We start from the raw sequence: 13243 nt of genomic DNA, 5'->3' as shown, positions 1-13243 counted from the left end.
GTCGTCACCATACTAGCCGGTGAAGCCGTCGCAAGCCGCTCTCTTGATCCTGCCCCCTGCAAACGTCTATATGAGCGCCGAACACGCAATCACGATGACGAGGACGCATTATGGCAGGCCACTCAAAATGGGCCAACATCCAGCACCGCAAGGGGCGTCAGGACGCCGCGCGGTCCAAACTGTTTTCCAAACTGTCGAAAGAGATCACCGTTGCCGCCAAGATGGGCGACCCCGATCCCGACAAGAACCCGCGCTTGCGTCTGGCCGTGAAAGAGGCCAAGTCGAACTCGGTTCCCAAGGATGTGATTGACCGCGCGATCAAAAAGTCCACCGCCGGTGAAGGCGACGATTACGAAGAAATCCGCTATGAGGGCTATGGCCCCAACGGCGTGGCCGTGATCGTTGAAACCATGACGGACAACCGCAACCGCACCGCGTCGACCGTGCGTTCGACCTTTTCCAAGAACGGCGGCAATCTGGGCGAGACGGGCTCGGTCGGGTTCATGTTCGAGCGCAAGGGCGAAGTGATTTACCCGGCAACGGCGGGTGACGCAGACACCATATTCGAAGCCGCCATCGAGGCCGGCGCGGAAGATGTCGAAAGTTCAGAGGATGGACACATCATCTGGTGTGCGGATACGGATCTGAACGACGTTTCGAACGCGTTGGAAGCTGCGCTGGGTGAATCGGAATCCACCAAATTGGTCTGGAAGCCGACCACCACGACCGAGCTGGGTCTGGAAGACATGCAAAAGCTGATGAAACTGGTGGATGCGCTGGAAGACGATGACGACGTACAGCGTGTCACGACCAATTTCGAAGCCTCGGATGAGGTGATGGCACAGCTCTGATCTGTTGCGGATCTTGACGGCAAAACCCGGCTCAACCGCCGGGTTTTTTCGTTTTCGGACAGTTTCGAAGAGTTGTTGGCTGAACCCTTCGAAACGCATAGGCTGGAAAAACCCGGAATTTCCGAGACAACGCCACCGAAAGATCCACGATGGATGCGACTGCTGAAAAGGCCAAGCGAAACGTGCCGGTTCTTGCTGGGCAGAGTATCGTGTCTCAGGTCGCGTGGACTCTGGGCAGCCCATCGGTGGTTTTGCCGTTTCTGGCCGTGTCATTCGAACTGCCGATGTTCGTGGCGGGCGCGCTGGTTTCGGTGCGAATGATTGGCAGCATGATTTCCGATTTCTTTCTGGCGCAATCCGTCGCGGCGAAATCGCAAAAGAAACGCGCAATCGCTCTGACCGAAGCGATCATCGGATCCTGTCTGGTCCTGGCAATGGTGGCCGCCGCGACCGGGGTCGTTCCGTTGATCGCAGTGGTTTTCGTGGCGGTCTTTTTCGTGATCGGTCTTGTGGACGAGGTGCAGAACCTGATGTTCACCGATCTGCTGGGCGATCATGTCCACTCGCGTTCGCGCATGGTCCTGCATTACCTGCAACTTGGGGGCGGAGGCCTGTGTGCCATCGGTCTTGCCATGCTGGTGCATCAGATCACCAAGGAAAACCCACCTTTTTCGCGCCATTCAACCATGATCGGCGTATCAGTTGCGTTTTTCATGCTGTCAGGGCTTTTGATGCTGGCCATGACAGAGAATGCCCGCTCGGCGGAGCCGGCAAACAAGACCGGACCCAAAGCAAAGCTGTCGTTCAAGGCCAATGCACAGGGTATTCTTGGCATGTTCGAATACTCGTGGTTTCGGCGTTACATGGTCATGCGAATGCTTTTGGTGGCTGTTTCGCTCTCTGTCCCGTTCTTCGCGCTGATCGCGGCCGAAGCGCATCACAGCTCGGCCAGGGGACTGACCGCGATGATTGTTTCATCTGCTTCGGGCTATCTTGTGTCCGGGCCTTTGTGGCAGGTCGTGAACATGAAGTCTCATCGTGCCGTCATGGTGGTCGGGACACTGATGGTGGCCGCAACCGGCGGTGTACTTCTGGCATTTCACTACTTGGGTATCGATCACGATGTGCATCTGCACGCGATCGCGCTGTTTGTCGTCACCGTTGCGGTGACCGGGATCAGCAGCGCGCGCAAGCTCTATTTCCTGGACGTCGCGCCCAAGGAACAGCGCGTTCAGGGATCAGCCGCGATCAAGTCTTTTACCCGTTTGTTGGCGGTGCTGCTTTCGGCGGCCTTGGCCGCAGTCGCCCATATGCACGAGGTTGTATTGGCCGTCGCGTTCATAGTCGCAGCCAGCCTGGTGGCCTGCGTGACATGCTACCTGACAATGTTGCCGGACCGAAAGGACGCCTCTGGCACACAGGGCTGATGCGGCTCCGCTCAGAAAAAGGAAGAAATCTCGTCCAGGGGCTTTTTCAGCTTTGCAACGGACGGCACGGTCGCGGTTTCCGAGGGATGTCCAACTGCTATGATCATTGTCGGTTTCTCTGAAGCGGGCCGACCCAGCGCATCGGTCAGAAACCGCATCGGGTTCGGGGTATGTGTCAACGTGCTGAGACCGGCGTGATGCAATGCCGCCAGCAGAAAGCCGGTGGCAATGTTCACACTTTCCGGCACGTAGTAATTCTTGTACCGCGTCCCGTCTTCGAATTGCCCCCAGCGTTGGGCAAAGACCACGATCAGCCACGGGGCGACGGTCAGATGTTCCTTGACCGCGTTTGTCCCGATGGGTTCCAGAGCCTTGATCCATTCATCGCCAGCCCCTCCCGCGTAAAAGTGACTCTCTTCTTCTTCGGCTTCCTCGCGGATGCGCAGTTTCAGCTTGGGGTCCGAGACGGCAGTAAAATGCCAGGGCTGGTGGTTTGCACCTGACGGGGCCGTTCCCGCGGTGCGCAGGCAGGTTTCGATCACATCACGAGCCACCGGGCGCGTAGAGAAATCCCGAACGGTATGACGCCGCCGCATCTTTTCAAAGAAAGCCACAGCCGCGTCCTGCATGTCAGCATCACTGATCTCGCATCGGTCGGGCAGGGGAATGGGGTCATAACTGAGGGCGTCGCGCGAGAACATTGGTTCCTCCAATCGAATGAGTCTGACTATTTGCCTTGTGACGGTAGCAAAACCCGCTGCGCAGCATGCTGGACCGCTTGTGTAAGGGTTTTGAGCGCCGGGGCAAGAACCCGCCCGACCTGCCAGCAAAGGGCAACGTCCAGTGGCGCATCGGGAACGATCGGGCTCAGCAGTCCGCGCGCCATGGCGTCTTGCGCAAGGGCTGCGGGGTTCATGCCCCAGCCAATTCCGGCGATTGCGGCATCAACGAACCCTTGCGAAGATGGCAGGAAGTGGAAAGGCGGTGACAGATGTTTGCCGGTGTGATGTGCGATCCACGCTTTTTGCAGACCGTCCTTCCTGTTGAAGACAAGGCAAGGCGCTTTGCTGAGGGTTTCCTCGGTCACGCCGTTCTTGAACCAGGTGTTGACAAATTTCGGGCTGGCGGTGGGCAGATACCTCAACACGCCCAGCTCGATCGCGTCACAACCGCTTACGGTTTGTCCGCCGACGGTGACGGCGGCGCTGACCTCGCCGCGCCTCAGCCAGTCTGCCGAATAATCCTGATCGTCGATCACAAGGTCGAACAGCATGTCGGGCACCTGCGCCATCGCGTCAATGAACCAGGTGGCCAGAATGTCGGCGGGTACCGCAACGCGAACCCGCGCGGACCCGGGTTCTTGTGCCAGAGTCAATTCCCGAGCCAGCTGCGCCTCGAGCAGACCGACATCTTCGGCGTAACGCGCGATGCGCTGCCCGGCTGGCGTTCCGGTGCAAGGGGTTCCCCGATGGATGAGCGAGGCGCCCACGCGATCCTCCAGCGCTTTTATCCGCTGGGATATCGCCGAAGGGGTTACAGCCAGTTCCGCCGCCGCCGCATCAAAGCTGCCATGGCGCAGAATGGCTGACAAAGCAGCCAATTGGTGAGGGTCCAGCAGCATTAGCAAAACTTAACTGAGGGCAACATCTTTAATTTGATAGATCGTATCGCGGCCATTAGTCAACGCAATGGCTACGCAGGAGATACCATGCCTACATCCGTGATCGCCGGTTTCGCGCTGGGTTTCAGCCTGATCCTCGCCATCGGGGCGCAGAACGCCTTTATTCTGAGGCAGGGCCTGCGGCGCGAGCATGTGTTTGTTCTGTGCCTGACCTGCGCGGCGTCTGATGCCATCCTGATCGGAGCAGGCGTGGCAGGTTTTGGCACCCTGGCACAGGCCGCACCCTGGTTCGAAACCGTGATGCGATACGGTGGGGCGGCATTCCTGATCTGGTATGGCCTGCGCAGTCTCCGGTCGTCCTGGCTGGGTGGTTCGGTGATGGAAATCGGCAATGGCAAGCGAACCAGCCTCAAGGCCGCGCTGCTGACGGTTTTCGCGTTCACCTGGCTGAACCCGCATGTATATCTGGATACGGTCGTGCTGATCGGTTCGATCTCGGCCCAATATGACGACCGGCTTGGATTCGCCCTCGGTGCGATGTCATCCAGCTTTGTATTCTTCTTTTCGCTTGGCTATGGGGCAAGCATCCTGTCGCCTGTTTTTGCGCGCCCCAGGGCGTGGCAGGTGCTGGATGCAGGGATTGGCGTGGTCATGTTGGGTATCGCGCTGAAACTTGTTACCATGTGAAGGGTTGTTCCCGGCCGGGTTTCGGTGTTCAACCTTGAACATGACTTCATCCACCGTATCGTCCCGCCCGCTTGCCGGCATGTTCTGGATGTTCGCCGCCGGCTTGTCCTTTGTCGTGATGACCGCGCTGGTGAAGTCGCTGGGCACATCGATGAATTCCATCCAGGCCGCCTTTCTGCGATATGTGCTGGGGTTGGTGTTTCTGTTGCCGGCCATGCGGTCGATCATGGCGACGCATCTGACCCCCGGCCTGCTGACGCTGTTCGGTCTGCGAGGCATCGTGCATGCGGTTGCGGTCATGCTTTGGTTCTTTGCGATGACACAGATCCCACTGGCCGAAGTTACAGCCATGAATTACATGACTCCGGTTTACGTCACATTGGGGGCGGCCCTGTTTTTGGGCGAAAAGCTGGCCTTTCGCCGGATTGCGGCGATTCTGGTCGCTCTGGTTGGCGTCCTGATCATCCTGCGGCCCGGGTTTCGCGAAGTGTCATCAGGCCATCTGGCCATGCTGGGAACGGCCCTGACCCTTGGGGGGTCGTATCTATTGGCCAAAATTCTGGTGCGTGACGTACCGCCCGCCGTCGTTGTGGCACATCTGTCGATCTGGGTGACCATTGCCTTGATACCTTTTGCGATCGCCGTTTGGACGCAGCCAAGCCTGCGGGATATCGGGGTTCTTTTTCTGGTGGCCAGCTTTGCGACCGCCGGGCACTATTTCATGACCCTGGCGCTTCAGGCGGCGCCAGTGGCCGTCACGCAGCCGGTGACGTTTCTTCAGCTGATATGGGCCACGATCCTGGGCGCCGCTGTTTTCCATGAAAGCGTTGACGTTTGGGTTGTCGCGGGCGGCACGCTGATCCTTGCCGCCGTAAGCTTTATTTCATGGCGCGAATTCGTGTTGAACCGCAAGGACTTGACGCCTCCGAGTATTGCGCCGAAGCTGTAACGACATCGCTCCCTGATTTTTCATTAATTGACGAGTCAATAAAAACCCCCTAGCGTGGTTCCGTGACGCCTGTTCAAGGGGAGAACGATGCCAAAAGTCGGAATGGAGCCAATCCGCCGGGATGCGATTGTTCGCGCGACAATCGCTGAGCTGGGCGTGAAGAAATCCCTTGATGTAACCGTAAGTCAGATTGCCAAACGTGCCGGCATGTCCAGCGCGCTGGCGCACCACTATTTCGGCGGCAAGGATCAGATTTTTCTGGCCGCCATGCGCCGGATCCTGTCGGACTTCGGCGAAGAAGCAAGGGGCGAGTTGAAAGCGGCGGCGGCGGACGAAAGGGCGCAGGCGATCGTCAGGGCGTGTTTTGCGCCCTCTTGTTTCACACCTGATGTGATCGCGGCCTGGATGACCTTCTATGTGTTGGCTCAGACCAATGATGATGCCCTGCGCCTGTGGCAGATCTATCAGGCCCGCATCAAATCCAATTTGACCCACGCCCTGCGGCACAAGTTGGCTGACCCGCAAGAGGCGGCCGAGAACATGGTTGCCCTGATTGACGGTCTGTACATCCGTGCCGCACTCAGCGCCCCTGAAGAACCGCAACTGGCCGTGAACCACGCGATGCGTGTGCTCAACACTCTGCTCGAGGCTGAAAAATGACAAAACCGAACATTCTGATCCTGATGGTGGATCAGCTCAACGGGACTCTCTTTCCAGACGGTCCCGCTGACTGGCTTCACGCTCCGAACCTGAAGAAACTGGCGGAACGGTCAACCCGATTTGCCAACGCTTACACGGCGTCGCCCTTGTGCGCGCCGGGGCGGGCCAGCTTCATGTCCGGTCAATTGCCGTCGCGCACAGGGGTCTATGACAACGCGGCCGAGTTTCGCAGCGACATCCCCACATACGCACATCACCTGCGCCGCGCGGGCTATTACACCTGCCTGTCGGGCAAGATGCATTTCGTCGGCCCCGATCAGTTGCACGGGTTCGAAGACCGCCTGACCACCGACATCTACCCGGCCGATTTCGGCTGGACCCCGGATTACCGCAAGCCGGGTGAACGCATCGACTGGTGGTATCACAACATGGGGTCCGTCACTGGCGCGGGCGTTGCCGAGATTTCCAACCAGATGGAATATGACGACGAGGTCGCCTATAACGCCAAGGCCAAGCTCTATGATCTGGCGCGCGGCAAGGATGACCGCCCGTGGTGCGTGACCGTCAGCTTCACGCACCCTCATGACCCGTATGTTGCCCGCCGCAAATACTGGGACCTTTACGAAGATTGCGCACATCTGCTGCCCGAGGTCGCCGATCTGGGTTATGACAATCAGGACCCCCACGCCAAGCGCATCTTCGATGCCAATGACTGGCGCAGTTTCGACATTACCCAAGAAGATATCCGCAAGTCGCGTCGCGCCTATTTCGCCAATATTTCCTATCTGGACGACAAGATCGGCGAAATCCTCGAAGTGCTGGAAACCACCCGGCAAGAGGCGATCATCCTGTTCGTTTCGGATCACGGCGACATGCTAGGCGAACGCGGGTTGTGGTTCAAGATGAACTTCTACGAAGGCTCGGCGCGTGTGCCGCTGATGATCGCCTCGCCTGATCTGCCCGCCGGCCGGATAGATGCTCCGGTATCGACAATAGACGTAACGCCGACCCTGGGGGCGCTGGCCGGCGTAGACATGGCCGAGATCGCCCCCTGGACCGATGGCGAAAACCTCGTGCCGTTGGCACTGGGCGAAGAACGAACCACACCGGTGGCCATGGAATACGCGGCCGAGGCATCCTACGCGCCGCTGGTCTCGCTGCGATATGGCAAGTGGAAATACAACCGCTGTGCGCTGGACCCTGATCAGTTGTTTGATCTTGAGGCCGACCCGCACGAACTGAACAATCTGGCAGACAGCCCCGAACACGCAGGCACGTTGCAAACACTGCGTGCCAAATCCGAGGCCCGTTGGGATCTGGATCGCTTCGATGCCGAAGTCCGTGCCAGCCAGGCTCGGCGTTGGGTTGTGTACGAAGCGCTGCGGCAGGGCGGATACTACCCGTGGGATTATCAGCCGCTGCAAAAAGCGTCGGAACGCTACATGCGCAATCACATGGATCTGAACATCGTCGAGGAAAGCGCCCGGTTCCCGCGCGGCGAATAACCTCTTCATCTTTTCGAAAATACTCCCGCCGGAGGCATCCAACCTTCTCGGCGGGGCAGGAGTTGTGGAAATGGAAGCAGATTTTGTCATCGTCGGCGCAGGGTCCGCAGGCTGCGCAATGGCATATCGTCTGAGCGAGGCCGGGGCCTCGGTTCTGGTGATCGAACACGGCGGCACCGACATGGGGCCGTTCATTCAGATGCCGGCGGCGCTGAGCTATCCGATGAACATGTCGCGCTATGACTGGGGCTATCAGTCCGAGCCCGAGCCGCACCTGAACAACCGTCGCCTGGCCTGTCCGCGCGGCAAGGTGATCGGCGGGTCGTCCTCGATCAATGGCATGGTCTATGTTCGCGGCCACGCGCGCGATTTCGATACCTGGGCCGAGATGGGGGCTGACGGTTGGTCTTACGCGGATGTTTTGCCTTATTACAAACGGATGGAAACCTGGCACGACGGCGGCCATGGGGGCGATCCGGCATGGCGCGGCACTGACGGTCCGTTGCACGTGTCGCGCGGCCCGCGCGAGAACCCGTTGTTTCAGGCCTTTGTGGACGCCGGTCAGCAGGCCGGTTACGAAGTCACGGGCGATTACAACGGTGAAAAGCAGGAAGGCTTTGGCCCGATGGAACAGACCGTCTGGAAAGGGCGGCGCTGGTCTGCGGCGAATGCCTATCTGAAACCCGCGCTCAAGCGCGACAATTGCGATATCGTGCGCGGTCTTGCGTCTCGGGTTGTCATGGAAAACGGCCGCGCCACAGGGGTCGAACTGATCCGTGGCGGCAGGAAAGAGGTCATCAAGGCCCGGCGCGAAGTCGTTCTTGCTGCATCGTCGATCAATTCACCCAAACTGCTGATGTTGTCCGGTATCGGCCCAGCGGCGCATCTGGCCGAGCATGGGATCGACGTCGTGGCGGATCGCCCGGGGGTCGGTGCCAACCTACAGGACCATCTGGAGCTGTATATCCAACAGGCGTCGCTGCAACCGATCACGCTCTACAAGCACTGGAACCTGTTCAGCAAGGGCCTGATCGGGGCGCAATGGCTGTTTACCAAAACGGGATTGGGCGCATCGAACCAGTTCGAAAGCGCGGCGTTCATCCGGTCGAAACCGGGCGTGGAATACCCCGACATTCAATACCACTTCCTGCCGATTGCCGTGCGCTATGATGGGCAGGCCGCTGCCGAGGGGCACGGGTTCCAGGCGCATGTCGGCCCGATGCGGTCGCCGTCACGCGGGGCGGTCACATTGCGCTCTGCCCAAGCCGCAGACGCGCCGGTGATCAAGTTCAACTACATGAGCCATGAAAAGGATTGGGAGGATTTCCGCACCTGTATCCGGCTGACCCGCGAAATCTTTGGGCAAGCCGCCTTCAAGCCCTTTGCGGGCAAGGAAATTCAGCCCGGTTCCGCTGTCCAAACGGATGAAGATCTGAACGCCTTTATCGCGGAGCATGCGGAAAGCGCCTATCACCCCTGCGGTACGTGCCGGATGGGGCGCGCGGATGACAAGAATGCGGTAGTCGACCCCCAAGGCCGTGTCATCGGCGTGGACGGGTTGCGCGTTGCGGACAGTTCAATCTTTCCGCAGATCACCAACGGCAACCTGAATGCGCCGTCTATCATGGTGGGTGAAAAAGTGTCGGATTCGCTTTTGGGCAAAGATCCGTTGCCGAAAGCCAATGATCGTCCGTGGATTCACCCCAACTGGGCAACCGCTCAACGTTAACCTTTCCAAACGGCCCCCGGTTGAATGCGCGTGAAATACCGCGCATATCGGGGGCATGTTAAGGATTTGTTTAGCCTTTGTTCTTCTGCTTCCAGGTTTGACCCATGCCGCAGAGCAACTTGCAGGTCGGGTTCACGTAATCGATGCGGACACCTGGAATGTCGGTGGTGTTCGGGTGCGGCTGCACGGTATCGATGCGCCCGAACTGGATCAGACCTGTCAGGATTCCGACGGATCAAGCTGGCCATGCGGGACGTGGGCCACTCATATGGTTCGGGAACAGTTTCAGGGACGGATGACCACTTGTGTCCCGGTGGATCGGGATCGCTACGGTCGCATCGTTGCTCGGTGCAGCGTGGAACGCGAAGACGTCGCCACCCGGATTGTAGAGCAGGGCTTGGCCTTTGCGTACCGCAAATATTCGGACACGTATGCAGGTGCCGAACAGGTCGCGAGGATTGGAAACAGGGGATTGCACAAGACACAGATACAGGTGCCTTGGGTGCACAGGGCACGCAAGAAACCGAAATCCTCTGAAACATGCCTAATCAAAGGAAATGTTTCGTCAAAGGGCGAAAAGATCTTTCACGAACCGGGCCAGAGGTACTATGCCAAAACCCGGATCAGTGCAGCCAAGGGCGAGCGATGGTTCTGCTCTGCTGCCGAAGCACGTGCAGCGGGTTGGCGTGCTGCGCGACGCTGAATTCTGAATTTTTCCTGTATGAAATTGATCCGCGTCAAAGTGGGCGGCGCGTCACGCTTCTACCACTGATATGCAACGACATATGAAGGAGCGAACAGACATGTCCCACACCCCGCATGAACTGGCCGAAGAGTTTCCGGACAAGGTTGAACTGATGAGCCAGCTCAAGCAAACGGACGCGCATTTTGCCCGTCTGGCTGATGAGTATCACGAGGTCAATCGCGTTGTGCATCGGGCTGAAACCAACGTCGAGCCCATGGAAGACCTGGCCGAAGTTGATTTGCGCAAGAAACGGGCAGCGCTGAAAGACGAAATCTGGGCGATTTTGTCCAAGGCCTGAACATTATGGCTGGGGGATACTGTCCCTGTCCTTTCCCGGCCCGGGTCGGGGCTCCCCCCGTTAATTTCTGGCCATACGAAATCAGGTGACTTCGTATGGCAGGGTGCCGCGCGTATGGGTGTCGATGCTGAGACGGCGTTCCAGCGGCGGGACTGAACGCTGATGGCAGTTTTGCCGCTCGCAGATGCGGCAGGAAATGCCGATGGGCTCGTAAGCGCTGGCGTTGTTTATGTCGAGGTTGTCGGCATACACGAGCGCCGGGGCGTGGCGCACCTCGCACCCCAGCGCAATTGCGTACCGCCTGACCGGTGCGCCGAATGAACCACCTGATTTCGACACATCCCGAGCCAGCGAGATGTAACGCACACCATCCGGCGTTTCTGCCAGTTGCCGAAGGAAATGGCCCGGCGTTTCAAAGGCCCGATGCACGTTCCAAAGGGGGCAGGCGCCACCGAACCGTGCAAATTGCAGACGCGTGGCCGAGTGCCGTTTCGTGATCGTTCCGGCCTGATCCACGCGGACGAAAAAGAACGGGATACCTTTTGCACCGGGGCGTTGCAGCGTCGACAGTCTATGCGCAACCTGCTCAATCGATGCGCCAAACCGGTTGCTGAGTAGCTCCAGATCGTGGCGCTCTTCCTGAGCAGCGGTCAGGAATGCGGAATAGGGCATCAAGGAAGCGCCGGCGAAATAATTGGCAAGGCCGATCTTTGCGATGGACCGTGCCTCGTCGCTTTGGAACTTGGCAAAATCCAGTGTCGCTTCCAGCAGTTTGTCCTGACTGATCAATGCGACCTGCAACAGCAGTTGAAACACTTGCGTTTGCGGGGTCGAGCGGGAGGAAAGGCGCAGGATTTTGCTTTCGGCGTCATAGGTGCGCAAAGGGGCGATGTCAGAGAACATCACTTGAATGCCACGCTCAGTCAGGCTGTTCAAAGCCGCCTGCCGGATGCTCCCCGGGTTTTCCGCGCGATTGGCGAACAGCTCTGCCGCCCGGTCCACGGCGTCGATGTAGTTGTCGCAATAATGGAAGAAGTCCCGCACCTCTTCCCAGGGACTGGCCTGCATTCGGGCGTCCTCTCGCCCCAGGGCTTCGTCCAGTGAGGCGAGGCGTTCATGCGTTTGCCGGTAGGTTTTGTGCAGCTCGATAAATGCGCGGGCCAATGCCGGAGCGTTTGATGCCGTCAGGCGTAAATCGGCAAGTGGCGGCAGAATATCCGCAAAAACCGGGTCGGCCAAAGCTTCGCGCATATCCGACACCAGTCGCTCGCTGTCGCCGGTGCTGAGCTCGGTGACATCCAAGCCGAATTCTTGTGCCAGAGCCAACACAACCGTGGTCGAGATCGGCCGGTTGTTGTTCTCCATCTGGTTCAGGTATGGGAGTGAAACACCCAGTTTCGCCGCGAATTCGCGTTGTGTCAGGGCCAGTCGCGTGCGCATTTCACGCAGTTTCGCGCCGGCATAGAGCTTTTGGGTGGCCATGAGGTGCCTTTGCAAGTTTTCTGTTTTGGAAGATTAACTTTGCAAAGTTTTCGGAGCAAGTCGTTACAGCCCCAATTGACGCTCTCGCCGAATGACGGATCCAATTGCGAAAATCGCCAGAACTGCAGAGGTTAGCATCAGCCAGAGCAAGGGCATGGCGCCGGTTTCCCGGGTCAGCAGGGTGCCTGCCAGCGCGCTCAGGCCCGCGCCGCCGCCCAGCATGATTGCGCCGCTCAGCCCTGAGGCGGTTGCGGCCAGATGCGGACGAACGGACAATGCGCCGGAGGTGGCATTGGGAATGGCCATGCCGTTTCCGACGCCCACAAAGGTCATCAAGCTGAAAAAGCTGAGTGCGGTGCCCAGACCTGTGAGGAACAAGGATGCCGAAAGCGCAACGCCCAAGGCGTTCAGCAGGCTGCCCCACAGCACCATCCGGTTGATGCCAATCTGTACGGAAAAGCGACCGCTCAGAAAGTTGCCAACAAAATAGCCCACTGCGGGGGCGCCGAAATATATGCCGACCTGTGCCGCGCTTAGTCCGAACAGTTCGGTTCCAATAAATGGCGCGCCACCGAGATAGGCAAAGAATGTGCCCGAAGACAACGCGCAGGACAGTGAATAGCCCCAGAACCGTGGCGAGGTCAGAAGTTCAGGGTATTCCTTGAACTGCTGAACAAGGGTCTTGCCGCTTTTGGCTGACGTTTCCCCAAAATCCGCGAAGGTCAAGGCAAGCGTCAGGGCGCCCAGGGCGAAAGGCAGCCAGAAATTCGCTTTCCAGCCAAAGCTTTCCTCCAGCAGGCCGCCGATCGCCGGGCCGATCATCGGGACCACGGCCATACCCATTGTCACGTAACCGATCATCGATGCCGCCTGATCCTGATCGTACATATCCCTGACCGCAGCCCGGCTGAGAACCATGCCGACAACCACGACCGCCTGGCACATTCTGAACGCCAGAAAGACTTCAACGTTGGGGGCATAGATGCATCCAAGCGTGGCCAGCAGGAACAAGCCGATCCCCCACAGCAGAACTGGCCTGCGACCTGCCTTGTCCGCGAGCGGCCCGATCAGGATTTGCAGAACGGCGTTGACCAGAAGATACAGCGCGATCGATAGCTGCATGACCTTGTAATCGGCGCCAAAATACGCGGCCATGTTCGGCAGGCTCGGCAGAAACAGGTTCATGCTCAGCGCAGACAAGCCCGCAAGCAATACAAGTGTCGCCAATGTGGGTGGTGTGCGGCGAACCGCGCGAGAGCTGAACTGCATAGTTCACATGTATAATCATG

The 13243-nt window shown here is 58.8% G+C and carries 13 protein-coding genes; 9 read left to right on the top strand and 4 right to left on the bottom strand.

Features of this window, described 5'->3' with window-relative positions; genetic code table 11:
- Window positions 1-110: 110 nt before the first annotated feature.
- Together ACR0E2_RS06890 and ACR0E2_RS06885 are read left to right on the top strand one after the other, a co-directional pair.
- Entirely contained in the window at window positions 111-851 is a 741-nt protein-coding gene (locus ACR0E2_RS06890) for a YebC/PmpR family DNA-binding transcriptional regulator (RefSeq protein ID WP_152458737.1), read from the top strand.
- 149 nt (window positions 852-1000) lie between these two features.
- A complete protein-coding gene (locus ACR0E2_RS06885; RefSeq protein WP_171639064.1) occupies window positions 1001-2278 on the top strand; it encodes a permease in 1278 nt (425 codons plus the stop codon).
- 11 nt (window positions 2279-2289) lie between these two features.
- On the opposite strand, the gene ACR0E2_RS06880 is transcribed toward ACR0E2_RS06885, so the two are convergent.
- Window positions 2290-2979 carry a nitroreductase family protein gene (locus ACR0E2_RS06880; RefSeq protein ID WP_480445807.1) on the bottom strand — a complete coding sequence of 230 codons (690 nt, stop codon included), beginning with the start codon at window positions 2977-2979 and terminating at the stop codon, window positions 2290-2292.
- 26 nt (window positions 2980-3005) lie between these two features.
- Window positions 3006-3899, bottom strand: coding sequence for a LysR family transcriptional regulator ArgP (locus ACR0E2_RS06875; protein ID WP_480445805.1), 894 nt, complete (start codon window positions 3897-3899; stop codon window positions 3006-3008).
- 87 nt (window positions 3900-3986) lie between these two features.
- Here ACR0E2_RS06875 and ACR0E2_RS06870 point away from each other — a divergent pair, with 87 nt between their 5' ends.
- The 7 genes from ACR0E2_RS06870 (at window position 3987) to ACR0E2_RS06840 (ending at window position 10472) form a co-directional block, all read left to right on the top strand.
- Window positions 3987-4586, top strand: a complete 600-nt coding sequence (locus ACR0E2_RS06870; protein WP_480445803.1) for a LysE/ArgO family amino acid transporter — start codon at window positions 3987-3989, stop codon at window positions 4584-4586.
- Window positions 4587-4626: 40 nt separating this feature from the next.
- Window positions 4627-5535 (top strand): DMT family transporter, encoded by a 909-nt coding sequence (locus ACR0E2_RS06865; protein ID WP_480445801.1) that lies wholly within the window; start codon window positions 4627-4629, stop codon window positions 5533-5535.
- Between the two features lie 87 nt (window positions 5536-5622).
- On the top strand, window positions 5623-6195 hold the full coding sequence (gene betI / locus ACR0E2_RS06860; RefSeq protein WP_171167131.1) for a choline-binding transcriptional repressor BetI: 573 nt from the start codon (window positions 5623-5625) through the stop codon (window positions 6193-6195).
- On the top strand, window positions 6192-7700 hold the full coding sequence (betC, locus tag ACR0E2_RS06855) for a choline-sulfatase (RefSeq protein ID WP_171227851.1): 1509 nt from the start codon (window positions 6192-6194) through the stop codon (window positions 7698-7700). Before betI ends, betC begins: the two co-directional genes overlap by 4 nt.
- A 70-nt stretch (window positions 7701-7770) precedes the next feature.
- Window positions 7771-9429: a choline dehydrogenase gene (gene betA / locus ACR0E2_RS06850; RefSeq protein ID WP_480445800.1), complete on the top strand. Its 1659-nt coding sequence runs from the start codon at window positions 7771-7773 to the stop codon at window positions 9427-9429.
- Window positions 9430-9526: 97 nt separating this feature from the next.
- A complete protein-coding gene (locus ACR0E2_RS06845) occupies window positions 9527-10132 on the top strand; it encodes a thermonuclease family protein (RefSeq protein ID WP_480445799.1) in 606 nt (201 codons plus the stop codon).
- Window positions 10133-10232: 100 nt separating this feature from the next.
- Window positions 10233-10472 (top strand): HP1242/YdcH family protein, encoded by a 240-nt coding sequence (locus ACR0E2_RS06840; protein WP_152458727.1) that lies wholly within the window; start codon window positions 10233-10235, stop codon window positions 10470-10472.
- Between the two features lie 81 nt (window positions 10473-10553).
- Here ACR0E2_RS06840 and ACR0E2_RS06835 read toward each other — a convergent pair whose 3' ends face one another.
- Both ACR0E2_RS06835 and ACR0E2_RS06830 read right to left on the bottom strand, forming a co-directional pair.
- Window positions 10554-11954, bottom strand: coding sequence for a helix-turn-helix domain-containing protein (locus ACR0E2_RS06835; protein ID WP_480445797.1), 1401 nt, complete (start codon window positions 11952-11954; stop codon window positions 10554-10556).
- A gap of 63 nt (window positions 11955-12017) precedes the next feature.
- Window positions 12018-13223: a multidrug effflux MFS transporter gene (locus tag ACR0E2_RS06830; protein ID WP_171666368.1), complete on the bottom strand. Its 1206-nt coding sequence runs from the start codon at window positions 13221-13223 to the stop codon at window positions 12018-12020.
- Between the last annotated feature and the right edge of the window lie 20 nt (window positions 13224-13243).

The organism is Ruegeria sp. A4 (genome assembly GCF_056543025.1).
Note: the sequence above shows the minus strand (reverse complement) of the source record. Positions and strands in the feature narration are given on the sequence as shown.

Coding starts and splice junctions, on each gene's coding strand:
- ACR0E2_RS06890 (WP_152458737.1), top strand. CDS start 111: ATGGCAGGCCACTCAAAATGGGCCAACATCCAGCACCGCAAGGGGCGT.
- ACR0E2_RS06885 (WP_171639064.1), top strand. CDS start 1,001: ATGGATGCGACTGCTGAAAAGGCCAAGCGAAACGTGCCGGTTCTTGCT.
- ACR0E2_RS06880 (WP_480445807.1), bottom strand. CDS start 2,979: ATGTTCTCGCGCGACGCCCTCAGTTATGACCCCATTCCCCTGCCCGAC.
- ACR0E2_RS06875 (WP_480445805.1), bottom strand. CDS start 3,899: ATGCTGCTGGACCCTCACCAATTGGCTGCTTTGTCAGCCATTCTGCGC.
- ACR0E2_RS06870 (WP_480445803.1), top strand. CDS start 3,987: ATGCCTACATCCGTGATCGCCGGTTTCGCGCTGGGTTTCAGCCTGATC.
- ACR0E2_RS06865 (WP_480445801.1), top strand. CDS start 4,627: ATGACTTCATCCACCGTATCGTCCCGCCCGCTTGCCGGCATGTTCTGG.
- betI (WP_171167131.1), top strand. CDS start 5,623: ATGCCAAAAGTCGGAATGGAGCCAATCCGCCGGGATGCGATTGTTCGC.
- betC (WP_171227851.1), top strand. CDS start 6,192: ATGACAAAACCGAACATTCTGATCCTGATGGTGGATCAGCTCAACGGG.
- betA (WP_480445800.1), top strand. CDS start 7,771: ATGGAAGCAGATTTTGTCATCGTCGGCGCAGGGTCCGCAGGCTGCGCA.
- ACR0E2_RS06840 (WP_152458727.1), top strand. CDS start 10,233: ATGTCCCACACCCCGCATGAACTGGCCGAAGAGTTTCCGGACAAGGTT.
- ACR0E2_RS06835 (WP_480445797.1), bottom strand. CDS start 11,954: ATGGCCACCCAAAAGCTCTATGCCGGCGCGAAACTGCGTGAAATGCGC.
- ACR0E2_RS06830 (WP_171666368.1), bottom strand. CDS start 13,223: ATGCAGTTCAGCTCTCGCGCGGTTCGCCGCACACCACCCACATTGGCG.